The organism is Novosphingobium soli (assembly GCF_042432915.1).
GTDB classification, from domain to species: Bacteria; Pseudomonadota; Alphaproteobacteria; order Sphingomonadales; family Sphingomonadaceae; genus Novosphingobium; species Novosphingobium soli.
The window spans coordinates 43,190-60,749 of sequence record NZ_JBHLWK010000019.1; the positions used below are offsets into that span (position 1 = coordinate 43,190).

Annotated in this window: 15 protein-coding genes; 6 read left to right on the forward strand and 9 right to left on the reverse strand. The window is 71.0% G+C overall.

Going from position 1 to position 17,560, the window contains the following annotated elements; genetic code table 11:
• Window positions 1-22 precede the first annotated feature (22 nt).
• The 7 genes from ACFFJC_RS15870 to ACFFJC_RS15900 are packed head-to-tail and all read right to left on the reverse strand — an operon-like array spanning window position 23 to window position 8,064.
• The gene (locus ACFFJC_RS15870; RefSeq protein WP_379488458.1) at window positions 23-730 is read right to left on the reverse strand and encodes a response regulator; all 708 of its coding nucleotides are present in this window, start codon (window positions 728-730) and stop codon (window positions 23-25) included.
• Window positions 727-3,411 (reverse strand): DUF4118 domain-containing protein, encoded by a 2,685-nt coding sequence (locus ACFFJC_RS15875; RefSeq protein WP_379488459.1) that lies wholly within the window; start codon window positions 3,409-3,411, stop codon window positions 727-729. The genes ACFFJC_RS15870 and ACFFJC_RS15875 overlap by 4 nt, the downstream gene beginning before the upstream one ends.
• Complete coding sequence (gene kdpC, locus ACFFJC_RS15880; protein WP_379488460.1) at window positions 3,408-3,998, reverse strand: potassium-transporting ATPase subunit KdpC; 591 nt, start codon at window positions 3,996-3,998, stop codon at window positions 3,408-3,410. The genes ACFFJC_RS15875 and kdpC overlap by 4 nt, the downstream gene beginning before the upstream one ends.
• A 41-nt stretch (window positions 3,999-4,039) precedes the next feature.
• On the reverse strand, window positions 4,040-6,088 hold the full coding sequence (gene kdpB, locus ACFFJC_RS15885; protein ID WP_379488461.1) for a potassium-transporting ATPase subunit KdpB: 2,049 nt from the start codon (window positions 6,086-6,088) through the stop codon (window positions 4,040-4,042).
• Window positions 6,089-6,101: 13 nt separating this feature from the next.
• Window positions 6,102-7,805 carry a potassium-transporting ATPase subunit KdpA gene (gene kdpA / locus ACFFJC_RS15890; protein WP_379488462.1) on the reverse strand — a complete coding sequence of 568 codons (1,704 nt, stop codon included), beginning with the start codon at window positions 7,803-7,805 and terminating at the stop codon, window positions 6,102-6,104.
• Between the two features lie 12 nt (window positions 7,806-7,817).
• On the reverse strand, window positions 7,818-7,907 hold the full coding sequence (gene kdpF, locus ACFFJC_RS15895) for a K(+)-transporting ATPase subunit F (protein ID WP_379488463.1): 90 nt from the start codon (window positions 7,905-7,907) through the stop codon (window positions 7,818-7,820).
• 13 nt (window positions 7,908-7,920) lie between these two features.
• The gene (locus ACFFJC_RS15900) at window positions 7,921-8,064 is read right to left on the reverse strand and encodes a hypothetical protein (protein WP_379488464.1); all 144 of its coding nucleotides are present in this window, start codon (window positions 8,062-8,064) and stop codon (window positions 7,921-7,923) included.
• Window positions 8,065-8,306: 242 nt separating this feature from the next.
• Between ACFFJC_RS15900 and ACFFJC_RS15905 the strand changes: the two genes are divergently transcribed.
• Complete coding sequence (locus tag ACFFJC_RS15905) at window positions 8,307-8,837, forward strand: (R)-mandelonitrile lyase (protein ID WP_379488465.1); 531 nt, start codon at window positions 8,307-8,309, stop codon at window positions 8,835-8,837.
• A 49-nt stretch (window positions 8,838-8,886) separates the two neighbouring features.
• Here the strand turns inward: ACFFJC_RS15905 and ACFFJC_RS15910 are convergent, their stop codons facing one another.
• Window positions 8,887-9,372, reverse strand: coding sequence for a VOC family protein (locus ACFFJC_RS15910; protein WP_379488466.1), 486 nt, complete (start codon window positions 9,370-9,372; stop codon window positions 8,887-8,889).
• Between the two features lie 249 nt (window positions 9,373-9,621).
• Between ACFFJC_RS15910 and ACFFJC_RS15915 the strand changes: the two genes are divergently transcribed.
• The 4 genes from ACFFJC_RS15915 to ACFFJC_RS15930 all read left to right on the forward strand — a co-directional run bounded on the left by ACFFJC_RS15915 (window position 9,622) and on the right by ACFFJC_RS15930 (window position 15,583).
• On the forward strand, window positions 9,622-10,626 hold the full coding sequence (locus ACFFJC_RS15915; RefSeq protein ID WP_379488467.1) for an SDR family oxidoreductase: 1,005 nt from the start codon (window positions 9,622-9,624) through the stop codon (window positions 10,624-10,626).
• A 223-nt stretch (window positions 10,627-10,849) separates the two neighbouring features.
• Window positions 10,850-12,232, forward strand: a complete 1,383-nt coding sequence (locus ACFFJC_RS15920; RefSeq protein ID WP_379488468.1) for a putative O-glycosylation ligase, exosortase A system-associated — start codon at window positions 10,850-10,852, stop codon at window positions 12,230-12,232.
• Window positions 12,229-13,338: an acyltransferase family protein gene (locus ACFFJC_RS15925; RefSeq protein ID WP_379488469.1), complete on the forward strand. Its 1,110-nt coding sequence runs from the start codon at window positions 12,229-12,231 to the stop codon at window positions 13,336-13,338. Before ACFFJC_RS15920 ends, ACFFJC_RS15925 begins: the two co-directional genes overlap by 4 nt.
• Window positions 13,339-13,447: 109 nt before the next feature.
• On the forward strand, window positions 13,448-15,583 hold the full coding sequence (locus tag ACFFJC_RS15930) for a TonB-dependent siderophore receptor (protein WP_379488470.1): 2,136 nt from the start codon (window positions 13,448-13,450) through the stop codon (window positions 15,581-15,583).
• A 34-nt stretch (window positions 15,584-15,617) separates the two neighbouring features.
• Here the strand turns inward: ACFFJC_RS15930 and ACFFJC_RS15935 are convergent, their stop codons facing one another.
• Window positions 15,618-16,520, reverse strand: a complete 903-nt coding sequence (locus ACFFJC_RS15935; protein ID WP_379488471.1) for an IclR family transcriptional regulator — start codon at window positions 16,518-16,520, stop codon at window positions 15,618-15,620.
• A gap of 105 nt (window positions 16,521-16,625) precedes the next feature.
• Here ACFFJC_RS15935 and ACFFJC_RS15940 point away from each other — a divergent pair, with 105 nt between their 5' ends.
• Window positions 16,626-17,537: an SDR family NAD(P)-dependent oxidoreductase gene (locus ACFFJC_RS15940; protein ID WP_379488472.1), complete on the forward strand. Its 912-nt coding sequence runs from the start codon at window positions 16,626-16,628 to the stop codon at window positions 17,535-17,537.
• Window positions 17,538-17,560 lie beyond the last annotated feature (23 nt).

Consider the following 17,560-nt stretch of genomic DNA (forward strand, 5'->3'; position numbering starts at 1 on the left):
CGTGCCCCCCCTCCGCTGCCCCTCAGCCCGCCTCGGCTTCCGGGCTCAGGCGCAGGCGATAGCCGATGCCGGGCTCGTTGCAGATGAGGCGGGGGCGCTGCGGGTCTTCCTCCAGCTTCTGGCGCAGGCTGCGCACCAGCACGCGCAGGTACTCGACGTGGTGCTCGGCCACGTCCGGCCACACCTGCGCCATGATCTGCCGATGCGTGATGACCCGGCCCGGGAAGCGGGCGAGCTGGGCCAGGACGGTGTATTCCTTGGGCGTGAGGTGGATCTCCTGCCCGGCGCGGGTGACGGTGTGGGCCAGCAGGTCGACCCTGAGGTCGCCCGCGACCAGCGCGCTGGCGCCGCCGCCGCGGGTCATGCGGTTGCGCAGCGCGACGCGCACGCGGGCGAGCAGTTCGTCGGTGTCGAACGGCTTGGTCAGGTAGTCGTCGGCGCCGAGGTCCAGCGCGGCGACCTTCTCCTCGGTCGCATCGCGCGCCGAGACGACGATCAGCGTGGTGTCGGCGTGCTGCTTGAACAGCGGCACCAGTTCGAGCCCGTCGCGGTCCGGCAGGCCGAGGTCGAGCAGCGCGATGTCCGGCCGGTGCGCGCGCAGCGCCTCCAGCGCCGCGCGGGCGTCGGCGGCGTCCACCACCGCGTAGCCGGCGCGGGTGAGCGCCGCGGCCATGAGGCGGCGGATGTGCGGCTCATCATCGACGACGAGGATAGTGTGGCGGATCGTCATCCTCCTTCAGGGTCCTGGGGCCGGGCCATGATGAGCGCTTGCGGGATGCGCAGCGTGAAGCAGGCGCCCGGTGCGTCCGGATTGCCCGCGGCCTCCACCGACAGCCCCATGGCCTCGGCAAAGGCCTTGACGATGGCGAGGCCCAGCCCGGTGCCCTGGCGCACGCGGTCCGAGCCGTCGAGCCGGGTGAAGGTCTCGAACACGCGTTTCTCCTGGCCCGGGGGGATGCCGCGGCCCTGGTCCACCACCGACAGCAGCAGCGCATCGGGCCGGCGGCGGCAGCGCACCGTCACCGGGGTGCCGGGATCGGCGTAGCGGCCGGCGTTGTCGAGCAGGTTGATGAGGCAGTGGTGCAGCAGCACCGGGTCCAGCTTCACCAGCGGCACGTTGGGCGGGATGTCGACCTCCACGGCATGCCCGTGCAGCGCCGCCCGGGTGTCGTGGACGGCGCTGGCGACGGCGTCGAACAGGTCGGTCGCCTCGGGCTTCATCGGCAGCGCGCCCGCTTCAACCCGCGCCATGTCGAGCAGGTTGGAGACGAAGCGGTCGAGCCGGCGGGCCTCGGTGCCGATGGTCTCGGCCAGCTCCGGCGCGGGATGGCTCTGCATCTCCTGCGCGGCCGAGAGGATGGTGGTGAGCGGCGTGCGCAAGTCGTGGCTGACCGAGGAGAGAAGCGCCGAGCGCAGCCGGTCGCGCTCGCCCGCCGCCTGGGCGGCCAGGTTCTCCTCCTCCAGCATCATCCGGTCGAAGGCGATCGAGGCCTGGTCGAGCAGGCTCGTCAGCAGCGGCACCTCGTCGGAGCGGAGCGGCTCGCCGGCATCCGCGCGGGCGATGCCGAGCACGCCGAGAACCCCGCGGCCCGATCCTGCGCGGGCGGCGCGCAGCGGGTGGAACAGCCAGTCCGAGGCGGTGAGCGTGGCCGAGCCGCGCCCGGCCGGCTGCCCGTTGTCCATCGCCCACTGCGCGGCCGCCTGCTCGATCTGCTCGAGGCGGTCCTCGGGCGGGTAGGCCGCGCTCAGCACCGGCCCGTCGGCGGAGGGGAGCAGCAGCACCGTGCGCACGTCGAGCAGGCGGGCGACTTCGGCGCAGATCGCCTGCAACAGCTCCTCCCGGCCCGCCGCCACGGTGAGCTGGCGAGAGAAGCTGGCGAGCGCGGCGTTCTGCCGCGCACTCGTCGCGGCAAGGTCCGCCTGGGCCCGGACGCGCGCGGCGAACTGGCTGGTGACCAGCGCCACGCCCAAGAGGACGAGGATCGAGATCACGTTCTCCGGGTTGCTGACGCTCAGCGTGCCGGTCGGCGGCAGGAAGAAGAAGTTGTAGGCAAGGCTGGAGGCGAGCCCGGCGAAGAGGCCGGCGCGCACGCCGAAGGTGGCCGCCGCGAACATGACCGGCATCAGGAACAGCAAGGCCACGTTGCCCAGATCGAGCCGTTCCAGCAGCAGGCGGCCGAGCACTGTCACCGCCGCAACCGCCAGCAGCGCCCAGAGGTAGTGGGCTGGCCGGCCCCAGTCGATTCCCCGGCGCGAGGGGCGCCGCCGCGGCTCGGCGCTGGCCGGCGCGGCGGGCAGGACATGGATCGCGACGTCGCCCAGCGTGCGCACCAGCCGGTCCACCACGGAGCCGTGCCGCCGCTCGAACAGCCAGGACCGGGCCGACTTGCCGATGACGATCTGCGTGGCCCGCGCCTCGCGCGCGAAGCCGCGCAGGCCCTCGGCGACGTCCACGGCGGGGATGCTGGCGGTGGAGGCGCCGAGGCGCGAGGCGAGCGCCAGCGTGTCGGCCAGGCGGCGGCGGTCGTCGTCGTCGAACTGGCGGTCGCGCCGGGTCTCTATGTGGACGGCGGACCAGGGCGCCTTCAGCGCGTCCGCCATCCGCTTGCCCGCGCGCACCAGCCCGGCGGCGTGCGGTTGCTCGCTGACAGCGACGAGGATGCGCTCGCCCACCGCGAACGTGCCGGCCAGCGCGTTCGCGCGCAAGTGCTCCAGCATCTGCGCGTCCACCGCCTGCGCGGCGCGGCGCAGCGCCAGTTCGCGCAGCGCGGTGAGATTGGACTTGGAGAAGAAGTGCCCCAGCGCCCGGCTCGCCTCGTGCGGGACATAGACCTTGCCGTCCTTCAGCCGTTCGATCAGCTCGTCGGGCGGGATGTCCACCACCTCGATCTCGGCCTGCTCGAGCACGCCGTCGGGCACCGTCTCGCGCACGCGGACGCGGGTGAACGAGGCGACCACGTCGTTGAGGCTCTCGACGTGCTGGATGTTGAGCGTGGAATAGACGTCGATCCCGGCGCCGAGCAGCTCCTCGACATCCTGGTAGCGCTTGGGATGGCGGCTGCCCGGCGCGTTGGTGTGGGCCAGTTCGTCCACCAGGACCAGCGCGGGCCGGCGCTCCAGGATCGCGTCGATGTCCATCTCGCCCAGCGCGTGGCCGCGGTGGTCCACCGCGCGCCGGGGGATCACCTCGTGGCCGCCCACCAGCGCCTCGGTGTCGCGCCGGCCGTGGGTCTCGACCACGCCGACGACGACGTCGACCCCCGCCTCGCGCCGCTCGTGGCCTTCTGAGAGCATCTCCCAGGTCTTGCCGACCCCGGGCGCGGCGCCGAGGAACACCTTGAGGCGGCCGCGGCCCTCCTGCGCGGCGGCGCGCAGCAGGGCTTCGGGAGAGGGGCGGTCGGGCTCGGTCACTGCGCCGGCTTAGCGCCAAGTGCGTCCAGTCGTCGATTGAGTTCGAACACGTTGACGCGCGGTTCGCCGATGAAGCCCAGCGCCGGGCGCTCGATGCTCGCGGCCACGAGGCGGCGCAGCGCCTCGGGCTCGAGGGCGCGGACGCGGGCGACCCGCTCCACCTGGTACAAGGCCGCCTCGGGGCTGATATGGGGGTCGAGCCCCGAGGCGGAGGTGGTCACCAGGTCTGGCGGAACGGGTCGACCTGGTGCCGCAGTCTGCATGCGCTGGAGATCGGCCTTCACGCGGTCGTGAAGCGCCTGCGAGGCGGGGCCGAGGTTGGAGCCGGCGGAGGCGAGCCCGTCGTAGCCCTGCCCCGCGGCGGAGGGGCGCGTGTGGAAGTAGCGCTCCGACGCGAAGGCCTGCCCGACGACGGTGGAGCCGACCACCTTGCCGCCGTCGACCACGAGGCTGCCGTTGGCCTGGCTGGGGAACAGCGCCTGGCCGATGCCGGTGAGCGCCAGCGGGTAGGCGAGGCCCAGCAGCAGGGCGAACAGCAGCGTCATCACGAGCGCCGGGCGGAAGGACGAGAGGATATCGGTGTTCATGGTGTGTCTCCTGCGGGCTTGTGCCGGTTCCTGGCGAAGGGTCACGCCAGCCCCAGCGCCCCTACCGCGAGGTCGATGAGCTTGATGCCGACGAACGGCGCGACCAGGCCGCCCAGGCCATAGACGGCGAGGTTGCGGGCCAGCAGCGGGCCGGCGCCCAACGGCTTGTAGGCCACGCCCCGCAGCGCCAGCGGCACCAGGCAGGGGATGATGAGCGCGTTGAAGACGATCGCCGAGAGGATCGCGCTCTGCGGGGTGGCGAGGCCCATGACGTTGAGCACGCCGAGCCCGGGATACAGCGTCACGAACATGGCCGGGATGATCGCGAAGTACTTGGCCACGTCGTTCGCCACCGAGAACGTGGTCAGCGCGCCGCGCGTCATCAGCAGCTGCTTGCCCAGGCCCACCACCTCGATGAGCTTGGTCGGGTCGCTGTCGAGGTCGACCATGTTGCCCGCCTCGCGCGCCGCCTGGGTGCCGGTGTTCATGGCCACGCCCACGTCCGCCTGCGCCAGCGCCGGGGCGTCGTTGGTGCCGTCGCCGCACATGGCGACGAGGCGGCCGCCCTGCTGCTCCTTGCGGATCAGCGCCAGCTTGTCCTCGGGCGTGGCCTCGGCGAGGAAGTCGTCGACCCCCGCCTCGGCCGCGATCGAGGCCGCTGTCAGCGGGTTGTCGCCGGTGATCATCACCGTGCGGATGCCCATCGCGCGCAGCGCCCCGAAGCGCTCGCGGATGCCGGCCTTGACGATGTCCTTGAGGAAGATCGCGCCCAGCAGCCGCCCGTCGACGGCGACCGCCAGCGGCGTGCCCCCGGCGCGGGCGATCTCGTCGGTGACGCGCCGCAGCTCGGTGGCGGCGGCGGTCGCCTCGGCATCGGGGTTGGCCCTGAGGATCGCCTGCACGGCGCCCTTCTGGATCACTCGGCCGCCGGTCCGCACCCCGGAGATGCGCGTCTGCGCGGTGAACGGGATGACTTCGGCCCCCTGCGGCAGGGCGGCGGTGTCGAGCGCGAAGCCCTCGCGCGCCAGGACGACGATGGAGCGACCCTCGGGCGTCTCGTCGGCCAGGCTGGCGAGCAGCGCCGCTTCGGCCAGCTCGCCGGGGGTGACGCCGCCCACGGGGCGGAACTCGCTGGCCTGGCGGTCGCCGATGGTGATCGTGCCCGTCTTGTCGAGCAGCAGCACGTCGACGTCGCCCGCCGCCTCCACCGCGCGCCCGGACTTGGCGAGCACGTTGAAGCGCACCAGCCGGTCCATGCCGGCGATGCCGATGGCGGACAGCAGCGCGGCGATGGTGGTGGGGATCAGGGTGATGAGCAGCGCCGCGAGGATGGCGACCGGGATCGCGCCGCCGGCGTAGCGGGCGAAGCCGGGGATCGTGCCCACCGCGATCAGGAAGATGATCGTCAGCCCCACCAGCAGGATGGTCAGCGCGATCTCGTTGGGGGTCTTCTGCCGCTCGGCGCCTTCGACCAGCGCGATCATGCGGTCGAGGAAGCCCTCGCCCGGGTCGACCGTGACCCGGACCCGGATCTCGTCGGAGATGACGCGCGTGCCGGCGGTCACCGCCGAGCGGTCGCCCCCCGCCTCGCGGATCACCGGCGCGCTCTCGCCGGTGATCGCGGCCTCGTTGACCGAGGCGACGCCGGAGACGACCTCGCCGTCAGCCGGGATCAGGTCGCCGGCCTGCACCAGCACCACGTCGCCCTTGCGCAGCGTGCTGGCCGGCACCTCCTCGAAGCGCGCGCCGTCGCCCTTCAGCCGCCGGGCGGTGAGTTCGGCCTTGGCCGCGCGCAGCGACGCGGCCTGGGCCTTGCCGCGCCCTTCTGCCAGCGCCTCGGCGAACGTGCCGAACAGCACCGTCAGCCACAGCCATAGCACCAGCTGGATCTTGAAGCCGGGCTCCAGGCCGTCGCGCCCGACGATCAGCAGCACGGTCAGCAGCACCGCCACCACCGCAGTGGTGAACATCACCGGATTGCGGATCAACTGGCGCGGGTTGAGCTTGCGGAAGGCATCCCCGATCGCCGGAACGATCAGCTCTGCGGTGAAGAGGGACTTGGTTTCGGATGGTCGACCGGGACGGGCCATGGTGCGGGGTTCCTCAGAAGAGCTGGCCACGGATCATCGCGAGATGATCGGCGATGGGGCCAAGGGCGAGGCTGGGCAGGAAGGTGAGGCCGCCGACGATCAGCACGATGCCGATCAGCAGCCCGGTCCACAGCAGCCCGGTGGTGGGGAAGCTGCCGGCTGTCGCGGGCGTGTGGGTCTTGGCGGCGAGGCTGCCGGCGATCGCCAGCATCGGCACGATCACGAAGAAGCGCCCCAGCCACATGGCGACGCCCAGCATGGCGTTGTAGAACGGCGTGCCCGACGTGAGGCCGGCGAAGGCCGAGCCGTTGTTGCCCGCGGCGCTGGTGAAGCCGTAGAGGATCTCGGAGAAGCCGTGCGGTCCCTTGTTGAGCGGACCGGCAAGGCCGGCGGGCAGCACCGAGGCTACCGCCGTCATGCCGAGGATCACCAGCGGCAGCACGGCGATCGCCAGCACCGCGAGCTTCACCTCGCGGCTCTCGATCTTCTTGCCCACGTACTCGGGCGTGCGGCCGACCATCAGCCCGGCGACGAAGACCGCGAGGATGGCGAACAGCAGGAACCCGTAGATCCCCGCGCCGACGCCGCCGACCACCACTTCGCCGAGCTGGATGTTGAACAGCGGGATCATGCCGCCCAGCGCGGTGAAGCTGTCGTGCATCGCGTTGACCGCGCCGCACGAGGCGGCCGTGGTGACGACCGAGAACAGCGCGGAGCCGACCACGCCGAAGCGCACGTCCTTGCCTTCGAGGTTGCCCCCGCCCGCGCCCAGCTGGTGGAGGACCGGGTTGCCGGCGGCTTCCTGCCAGTAGACAACGGTGACGCCGGCCAGGAAGATGGTCATCATCGCCGCGAGGATCGCCCAGCCCTGCCGTGTGTTGCCCACCGCCTTGCCGAAGCACCAGGTGAGGCCGGTGCCGATCGCGAAGATCGAGATCATCTGCACCAGGTTGGTCACCGCGCTCGGGTTCTCGAACGGATGCGCGGAGTTGGCGTTGAAGAAGCCGCCGCCGTTGGTTCCGAGCATCTTGATCGCCTCCTGCGAGGCGACCGGGCCGAGCGCCAGCGTCTGGCGCGCGCCTTCCAGCGTGGCGACGTCGACCGAGGCGGCCAGCGTCTGCGGCACGCCGCTGGCGACGAGGTAGAGGGCATAGACGATGCAGGCCGGCAGCAGCAGGTACAGCGTCACGCGCGTGACGTCGGCCCAGAAGTTGCCGATCCCCGTCGCGCTCCGCCGGGCGAAGCCGCGGAAGAACGCGAAGGCGAGCGCGATGCCGGTCGCGGCCGAGAGGAAGTTGTGGATCGTGAGCGCCAGCATCTGGCTGAGGTTGCTCATCGCCGCCTCGCCCGAATACCACTGCCAGTTGGTGTTGGTGGCGAAGCTGACGGCGGTGTTGAACGCCCCGTCCGCGCCGATCCCGGCATAGCCGAGGCCGTTGAGCGGCAGCAGGCCCTGCAGGCGCAGCAGCCCGTAGGTCAGCAGCGTCAGCACCGCGTTGAACACCAGCATGTGGACCGCGTAGCGGCGCCAGGACTGGTCCTCGGCCGGGTCGATGCCGGACAGCCGGTAGAAGCCCCGCTCGACCGGTCCGAGGACGGCGTGGAGCGGCGTGCGGCGACCCTCGTAGAGCGCATGGAGCCACAGCCCCATCGGCTTGGCGAGCGCCAGCATCAGGCCGGTGAAGGCCGCGATGAGCAGCCATCCCTGGAAAGTCATGGGAGAGTGCTCCTAGAAGCGTTCGGGCCGCACGAGCACGGCCACGAGATAGACGAGGAGGCCGAGCGCGGTAAGCGCCGCCAGCCAGAGGTCGAGTGTCATGATCGCCCGGCCCTCACGCGCGGTCGCACAGCGCGACGTAGCCGAGGCTCGCCGCGAGGAGGCTGAGGGTAAGGCCGGTCCAGAGGATGTCCTGCATGTCGAAGCTCCTGCAGATCGCCGCCGCGGGGGCGGCGCGCGATCGGTGCAGGAGCCCCATTAGGACCATCCCCCGTTTGAAAGCGAGACGGGGACCCGGCGCGCCGCATAGTATTTGCGTATGATTTTCGAAGGGTTCCCCCGGCGATGGTGAAGCGGGCTCATCGCCCCGTCGCGCAGGCGGCGGGTGCCCGGGGCGCGGCGCGGGGGTTATGCCTGGAGGAACGCCGGGAAGCCGGGACCGAAGCGGGCCGGGCCCGCTGTCGCTTCGGGAGTCCCCTTCTTTCGAAAAGGTCAGAAACCATGCGCAGCGCACGTCACCGTCTGAGCCTGGCCGCCCTCGCCGCGGCCTGGCTGCTGATCGGCCCGGCCCATGCCGCCGGCCCGGAACCGGCTTCCCCTTCGAACCACAAGGAACGCATCATGAAGCTCTATCGCAACGGCTCCCGTCCCTCCCAGCGGGGCCCCGCCGAATGGTTCACCGGCGCGGTGCGCCTCGACCCGCTGAACAGCCCGGAGGGCCCGGCGCGGACTGGCTCCGCCCGCGTGACCTTCGAGCCGGGCGCGCGCACCGCCTGGCACACCCATCCCCTGGGCCAGACGCTGATCGTGACCGAGGGCGTCGGCTGGACGCAGTGCGAAGGCGGCCCGATCGTCGAACTGCGGGCGGGCGACGTGGTGTGGTGCCCGCCGGGTCACCGCCACTGGCACGGGGCGACCGCCACCACCGCGATGACGCACATCGCCATCCAGGAGGCGCTGGACGGCAAGATGGTGGAATGGATGGAGCACGTCACCGACGCGGAGTACCTCGCCGGACCCGCGCAGGACTGAGGGCAGCGAGCCGGCGGGGCGGCGGCGTTGGGACGGCGCCGGGAGGGCCTTACGCCGCCGGCGCCGCCTCGCGCACGTCGACGAAGCGGACGACGTCGTCGGCGTAGTCGATCTGGCTGAACACCATCCAGCTGCCCATCACGCTCGGCGCGAAGCGCTCGCGCAGGACGAGGCGGTCGTACCAGGGCTCGATCGGATCGCTCGCCATCGGCGGGCCGACGGCGAAGCCGGCCGCTTCCAGCCGCGCCGCCTCCGCCTCCAGGTCGGCCACGCCGTAGACCACGGCCAGCAGGCCCTCCCCGTGCGAGTCCAGCCGGTCGCAGAGCGCACCGTTGGCCGCGGTGCGCTCCGGCAGCGGGGCCACCACTTCGAGCCCGGCGGACCAGTCCACGCAGATCAGCGCGCCCATGTCGCGACGTTCGCAGCGCTCCAGCCTGGCGCCGGTCACCGCCTCGAGGCTGGCGATGTTGGCGTCGACGGTCTCCCACCGGGAGAGATAGACGACGTGGTCGACGTGGTTGACGAACTTCTTCATGGTCCTGGCTCCCGTGACCGCGCGGCCGCCTGCGGCCGGTTAGCCCCCCGATAGACCGTTGCGCGCGGCGATGCCCCGCCAAGCCGGGCTGCGATCCGCGACGAAACAGCCTGCCTGCCCGCCCGGGCAAGCGGGCCAGGCGTTGATGCCCGTTGGCAGGCGGAAACCAAGGCGGCGGCCCCGTGTTGGTCAGCCGTGTCCTCGCCCATCGCGACCCGCCGGCTGCGCCGGAACTCAGGAGATTCCAGCATGAACGACTTCCCCGCTTCCCGCCGCACGATACTCGGCGGCGCGGCCCTCGGCCTGGCCGCGGCCGGCGCGGCCGGGCCCGCCGTGGCGCAAGGTGCTTCGGGGGGTGCTTCGGGCGGCGCTGCGGCGTTGCGCGATCCGCGCGACAAGTATCGCCGCGAGCCGTTCCCCGAGCAGCGCCAGCCCTGGCCGGCGCTCGCCGGCAAGATGGACCCGCGGCCCGACCACGGCGAGAGCAGCTACCGCGGCTCGGGACGGCTGGCCGGGCGCAAGGCGCTGGTCACCGGCGGCGACAGCGGCATCGGCCGCGCCGCCGCCATCGCCTTCGCGCGCGAGGGGGCGGACGTCGCCATCAACTACCACCCGTCCGAGGAGCCCGATGCGCGCGAGGTGGTCGATCTCATCCGCCAGGCCGGCCGCAAGGCGGTGGCCCTTCCGGCGGACATCCGCACCCAGCAGGCTTGCGAGGACACCGTGCGCAAGGCGGTCTCGGCGCTGGGCGGGCTCGACATCCTGGTGAACAACGCCGCCTACCAGCAGAGCAAGGCCGACATCCTGGAGATCTCGGACGAGCAGTTCGTGCGGACCTTCGAGACCAACGTCTACCACGTGTTCCGCTTCAGCAAGGCGGCGATCCCCTCGCTGCCGCCGGGCTCGGTCATCATCAACACCGCCTCGGTCAACGCCTACGATCCGGGCGAGGAGCTGATCGACTACGCGGCGACCAAGGCGGCGATCCTGAACCTGACCAAGGGCATGGCCAAGCAGCTCGCCAAGAAGGGCATCCGCGTCAATGCCGTGGCGCCGGGCCCGATCTGGACGCCGCTGCAGGTTGCCGGCGGCCAGCTTCCCGGCAAGCTGGGCGAGTTCGGGCAGGACACACCGCTCGGCCGCGCCGGGCAGCCCGTCGAGGTGGCGCCGCTGTTCGTCATGCTGGCCTCGGACGAGGCGAGCTTTTCCACCGGCACCGCGGTGGGCGCCCACGGCGGCAAGGGCCAGCCCTGAGGGCCTGCGCCGGACCGCAAGTCGTAACCAGCGCGCTGGGGCAGGCTCGCGGGCGAACGGGCGCCCAGCCTTAAGATCGCATCAACCACAAGCTGCTAGCGCGGCGGCATGGTGACTGTCCCGGCCCTTGCTGACTGGCGCGGCGGCGCGCGCGCCGGTGCGTGCGGGAGTGCGTGCGGGAGTGCGTGGGGGGGTGCGTGCGGGCGCGCGGGGCGGGGTGCCGATGCTTGACCTCGGCCTGATCGCGGTCCTGGCCGGCCTGCTGGCGCTCGGGTTGCGCCGCCCGTTCCTATGGGTGCTCACCTACATCTACGTCGACATCGTCTCGCCGCAGAAGATCTCCTACGGTCTGCTGGCCTCGGTCCCGGTCTCGCTCGTCATGTTCGTCGCGGCGTTCGCCAGCTGGCTGGTGCTCGACGACAAGCGGGACTCGCGCTTCACGCTGCGACAGGGCCTCATGGTCCTGCTGCTGCTCTACTGCGGCCTGACCACCCTCCTCGCGCAGTTCCCGGCAGAGGCCGCGTCCAAGTGGTCGTGGGTGTGGAAGGCGCTGGTCTTCGCGATCTTCCTCCCGCTCACGCTGCGCACGCGCCTGCGGATCGAGGCGGCGGCGCTGTTCATGGTGCTGTCGCTCTCCGCCATCGTCATCGGCGGCGGCATCAAGACGCTGGGCGGCGGCGGCGGCTATGGCCAGCTTTCGCTGCTGGTGAACGACAATACGGGAATCTACGAGGGCTCGACGCTGTCGATGGTGGCGGTCGCGATGATCCCGCTCGTCGTCTGGCTGGCGAGGCACGGGACCATCTTCCGCCCCGACTGGCGCGTCACGCTGTTCGCCGCCGGGCTGGTCTTCGCCTGCGGCCTCATTCCGGTGGGGACGCAGACCCGCACCGGGCTGCTGTGCCTGGCGCTGCTCGCGGGGATGTCGCTGCGCTCGGCCAGGCGCCCGCTGCTGTACCTGGCGTCGATCGCCGCGGTGCTGGCCGTCGCCATCCCGTTCCTGCCCGCCAGCTACACCGGGCGGATGAGCACGATCGAGAACCACCAGTCGGACCAGTCCGCCTCCACCCGCCTGGCGGTCTGGGCCTGGACGCTCGACTATGCGAAGGACCGGCCGTTCGGGGGCGGGTTCAACAGCTTCCTGGCCAATCACATCCAGATGGAGATCGTCGACACCCGCACTTCGGGCTCCACCGTCACGGTCGAGACCACGATGGTGCAGGACGAGGCGCGGGCCTTCCATTCCAGCTACTTCGAGCTGCTGGGCGAGCAGGGCTGGCCGGGGCTGGGCCTGTGGCTGGCGCTCCAGGCGGCGGGGCTGTGGCAGATGGAGGTGCTGCGCCGCCGGTGGCGCAAGCGCACCGGCCCCGACGAGCAATGGCAGGCGCCGCTCGCCAATGCGCTGCAGCAGGCCCAGGTGATCTATCTCGTGGGCGGGGCCTTCGTGGGGATCGCCTACCAGCCGATGATCCTCACCATCATCGGGCTGCAGTGCGGCCTGTGGAGCTACCTGCAACGGATCGAGCGCGGGCGCGACGACGACGGGCCCGGCCAACTGTCCCGGCCGTCTCGCCGTCCCCGACGCCGCCCCATGGTGGCGGCGTGACGCGGGGCGCTCCGCCCGTCCAGCTCCATGCGCTGACCGGTATCAGGGGCGTCGCGGCGTGGCTGGTGGTGTTCTACCACCTGCGCCTGTCGCTGACAGCGCTGCTGCCGGCGCCGGTGATCGGCGTACTGGCCAAGGGCTACCTCGCGGTCGACATGTTCTTCGTCCTCTCCGGCTTCGTCATGTGGCACAGCTACGCGCCGCGCCTGGCGCAGGGCGGCCGGGGCGAGGTGGGCCGGTTCCTGTGGCGCCGCTTCGCGCGCGTCTGGCCGCTTCACGCCGCGGTGCTGGCCGCGTTCGTGGCCTTCGCGGGGCTGCTGGCGGCCACCGGGCGCGAGAGCGCCGACTATCCGTGGCGGGAGCTGCCGCTGCACGTCCTGCTGCTGCAGAACTGGGGCTTTACCGGGGACCTCGCGTGGAACGATCCGGCGTGGTCGATCAGCGCCGAGATGGCGGCCTACCTCGTGTTCCCCGGGCTCGTCGCGGTCCTGGCGCGCGTCGGCGGCGGCAGGGGGCGGCAGCTCGCGCTGGCCCCGCTGCTGGCCGCGCTCCTGGTCGGCGGCGTGGGAGCGCTGTTCGCCGCGCAGGGCCACCGCGTGCTCGGCGCGGACATCACCGGCCTCGGACTGTGGCGCTGCCTGTTCGAGTTCACGCTCGGCTGCGTGACCTGCCTTGCCTGGTCGGCACAGCGCGCGGCCGGAGGCGCGGGGGCGTGGCCGGCGTGGTGCGCCCTGGCGGCGGTCCTCGCGCTGGCATGGGCCACCGGCGCGCCCGAGACGCTCGCCGTGCCGGCGGCGCTCGCGTGCGGGTTGCTGGCGCTGGCGAGGGACTGCGGGCCGGTCGCGCGGATGCTCGGCAGCCGCCCGCTGCGCTGGCTGGGGGACATCAGCTACGCGACGTACCTGGCGCACGTGCTGCTGTTCATCCTGTTCAAGATCGCCTTCGTGGACGCCGGCCTGCAGCTCGGATGGGGTGAGCTCGGCGGTTTCGTGGCGCTGCTGCTCGCTGTCTCGACCGGGCTCTACCATGGCCTGGAGAAGCCCGCGCAGCGCTGGCTCAACCGCCACCCGCCGCTCTTCGCCGTGCCTGCGGAGCGGCCGCACTGACATCGCGCCGCCGCTCGGAAAGCGGGCGGCCGTCATTTACTAATGACAATCACTCGCAAGATGGCTAGGCGCCCCCGCAATCGTCGATTGCATTGAAGGGGAAAGCACGATGAACCGGACGACCTTGGCCGCATGCGGGCTGTGCCTGGCCGCACTCCACCCGGGCGCCGCCTGGGCCCAGCAGACGCGCGACGACGAGGGGCCGATCGTCGTCACCGGCGCGCTGGAGCGGGTGTCGGCGGGCACCAAGACCGACACGCCGGTGATCGAGACCCCGCAGCCGGTCACCATCATCGACGCCGAGACCTACATCTCGCAGGGCGCGATCTCGGTGGCGGACGCGTTCCGCTACGTTTCGGGCGTCCAGGCCAACACCTACGGCACCGACGGCCGCGTCGACAGCAACCGCATCCGCGGCACCAGCCCGCTCCAGTTCCGCGACGGCATGCGCGACGTCTACGACAGCTATGCCAGCATCCGCGCGGACCCCTACAACTTCTCGCGCATCGAAGTGGTGCGCGGCCCCGCCTCGGTGCTGTTCGGGCAGAGCTCGATCGGCGGCATCTTCAACCTGGTGTCGAAGACGCCGGAGTTCGAGACCCACGGCGATGCCGCGATCGTCTATGGCTCGTTCGACCGCAAGGAGGCGATGGCCGACCTCACCGGCCCGCTGACCGAGACTCTCGCCGCCCGCATCGTCGGCCGCGTGCGCGATTCCGGCACCCAGGTGGACCACGTCAGCGACGACCGCGTGATGGTCGCCCCTTCGATCCGCTGGCAGCCGGCCCCCTCGACCGAGGTCACCCTGCTCGGCCTCTACCAGGAGGACGACGGCGGCTCGCAGTCCACCTTCCTGCCGCTGATCGGCACCTTGTTCGAGAACCCGGTGGCGGGGCCGCTGCCGAACGACACCTTCCCCGGCACGCCGGGTTTCGACCGCTACGACGGCCGCCTGCTGCAGGGCACGGGCATCGTCGAGCACCGCTTCGGAGATGCGGTGAAGCTCAGCCTCAAGGCGCGCTACATCGACAGCCACGTCGACTACTTCTCGCAGTACGCCAACAGCTACTCGACCCCGCGCAATCCCTATGGCGCCGACGGACGCAGCGTGCGCCTGTCGGGCAACCAGACCTTCGCACGGATGAAGATCTTCAGCACCGACAACAACGTGCAGCTGAAGTTCGCCACCGGCGCCGCGGTGGAGCACCTGCTGCTGGCGGGCGTGGACTACAGCTGGAACCGGATCGACCGCGAAGCGCGCTCGCTGGTGGCCGGCACCTTCGCCAACGGCATCAACGTCATCGACCTTTACGACCCGACCGACCCGCGCCGCTACGATGCGCCCACCCTGGCGGCGACGAGCACCGTCACCCGCCCTGAGCAGAGCCAGCTGGGCTTCTACGCGCAGGACCAGATCCGCTTCTGGGACCGCGTCTCGCTGGTCGTCGGCCTGCGGCACGACGACGTCACCACGAAGGCACTCGGCCGCGCCGACGTGAAGGACAAGGCGACGACCTTCCGTGCCGGGATCATCGGCGAGCTGGCCTGGGGCATCTCGCCCTTCTTCAGCTATACCGAGAGCTTCCTGCCGATCACCGGCAACGACCCGCAGGGCAATCCCTATCGCCCGCAGACCGGCCGCCAGCTGGAAGGCGGCATCAAGTGGGTGCCGGACGCCTATACCCTGGTCAACGCCACCGCGTTCCACATCAAGGACAGCAACCGCCTCGTCACCAATCCCAACCCGAACCCCAGCGATCCCTTCCCCACCGCCTCGATCCAGGCGGGCGAGGTCATCTCCAAGGGCTTCGAGCTGGAGGGCAGCCGCGTGCTTCCCGAGAACTTCGAGCTGCGGGTGAACTACAGCTATACGAAGGCGCGTAACGCCAACGGCACGCCGGTGGACAACCTGGCCAAGCACATGGCCTCGGCATGGCTCGACAAGACGATCAAGGACCTGTCGGGCTGGCAGCTGCGCATCGGCGGCGGCGTGCGCTACGTGGGCGAGAGCCTGTCGTACGGCGCGGTCTGGCTCGGCAGCCCGCAGGCACCCGACGGCATGATCGTCACGCCCGACGTCACCCTGGTGGACGCCCTCGTCGAGATCAGCCGCGACCGCTGGTCGTTCGCGATCAACGCCAACAACCTGACGGACAAGAAGTTCTACGCCGCCTGCCTCGCCCGCGGGGACTGCTTCGTGGGTGCCGAGCGGAACGTGTTCGGCACGCTGCGCTACCACTTCTGAGCGGCCGGCAGGCAGTCCCCGGGAACGCCGCTTCCTAGGGCTGCCCTCCCGGCGCTCGCCCGTGGCTTTCGCTGGTGATCGCCGCTGCGGAGGCGCACAGCCGCTCGGCGTGGGACTGGATCTCCTGCGCGGTGAGGTCGGTCGGCATGCCGGTGAGCACGATCTGGAAAGCGACGGTGCCGGCGGCGGAGAACACCGGCGCCGCCATGGAGCTCACCCCGGCCGGGCCGATGCAGGCGAGATCGAGGACCTGCATTTCGTCGGGCTCGAATTGGCCGACCAGTTCGAACACCCCCGCCCAGTAATCGGCGTCGCGCATCCGGCCGCCCGGCAGCACCATGGCTTCGCGCGTCCGGCGCGAGGCGGGCCCGTTCGCCGCGATGGCGAAGCCGCGGCTCCGGATCAGGGCAAGGGCTGCGCGCAGGTGCGCCCGCAACGCCGGGCTGAGATGCGGATCGGCCTTCTCCACATAGGCGGCGATCGCCGGCTCGCCGGCCCAGGCCATCGGACAGAGCGCGACCGGAGGGACGAGCGGGCGGCGCTCGCCGACGCGGGTCAGGCCCAGGTGCGAGCGCGCCCTTCCCTCCTTGGCCAGGACCAGGACTTCGTCTTCCACGACGGCGCTGATGCTGCACTGGGCGTCGAGCTCCAGTGCCAGCCGTGCGATCTCGCGCCGCGCGATCTCGATGCCCCGATGCTTCTCGATCGCCGCCTGGCCGATGGCAACCAACGCCACCCCGAGCGAGTAGGTCCTGTGCTTCTCGTTGCGCGACAGGAACTGCGCCGCTGCCATCGTGGTGAGCAGTCGGTGCGCAGAGCCGTTGCTGAGGCCGACGTGCCGCGCGATTTCCGCCAGCGTGAAAGTATCCGTCCGATGCGCCGCGAGGAAGCCCAGCACGTCCATGACGCGAGTGGTCGGGTTGGAGGCCTCTGGCATATCGCTCCGGGATTGTGGGCATCGGTTGACAGGACTCGTTTCGTGCCACAATCTTCCATATGAAGCAAGTGGTGTTCCACTATTGGAACAATAGGGAGTGGAAGTATGAGCAATGTCGCCGAAAACCTCGCTTTCGCTTCCAGTGCAAGCGGACCCGTGGGCACGTCGGAGGAGGCCATGGTCCGGCAACGGGAGCTTGGCCTGACGGGCAAGGTCGTCGTCATCACGGGTGGCAGCCGGGGCGTGGGCAAGCAGGCGGCCATCGACTTCGCCCGGCGCGGCGCGCACGTGGTTCTGGCCGCGCGTACCGTCGAGGCCGATCCCGAGGTGCCGGGCACGATCGGCGAGACGCTCCGGCAGATCGAGGATCTTGGCGGCCAGGCGATCGCGGTGGCGACCGACCTCGCGAAGGTGGAGGATCTGGAGAACCTGATCGATGCGGCGGTTGGCCGCTTCGGCGGGGTCGACATCCTGATCAACAACGCCGCGGCGACTACCGGGGACATCTGGGGCAAGTCGTTTCTCGACCTGACGCGGGAGGAATGGCTTTACCAGTTCGCGGTCAATGTCCATGCGCCCTTCACGCTGACCCAGCTCGTGGTTCCCATCATGGAGGCCCGCGGCGGGGGGCGGATCATCAATCTCTCCACCGGCAGTGGTGAGGTGTTCCGTCGTCCGGAGGAGCTGCCGAAGCTGGGAGCCGTGGGTGGCTTCAGCCTCGCCGTTCCTGGCTACTATGCCAGCAAGCGGGCGCTCGACCGGTTCGGAAATTGCATGGCGCCGGAATTCTTCACCCGCAACATCGCCGTGATCGGCATGCACCCGGGGCTGGTGGCGACCGAGCTGGTGGCGATCCGGGTCAAGGAGCGCGGCCTTGATGACAGCGTCGCAGTGCCGATGACCGTGCCCTCGCGCATGCTCGTCTACTTCGCCTCCTGCGAGAATCCGTGGGAGTACACCGGCCGCCTGTTCTGGGCGGAGCGCGAGATGGAGGCGATGGGGATCACGCTCGACTGACGCGGGGGTGCTGAGCAGCGGGG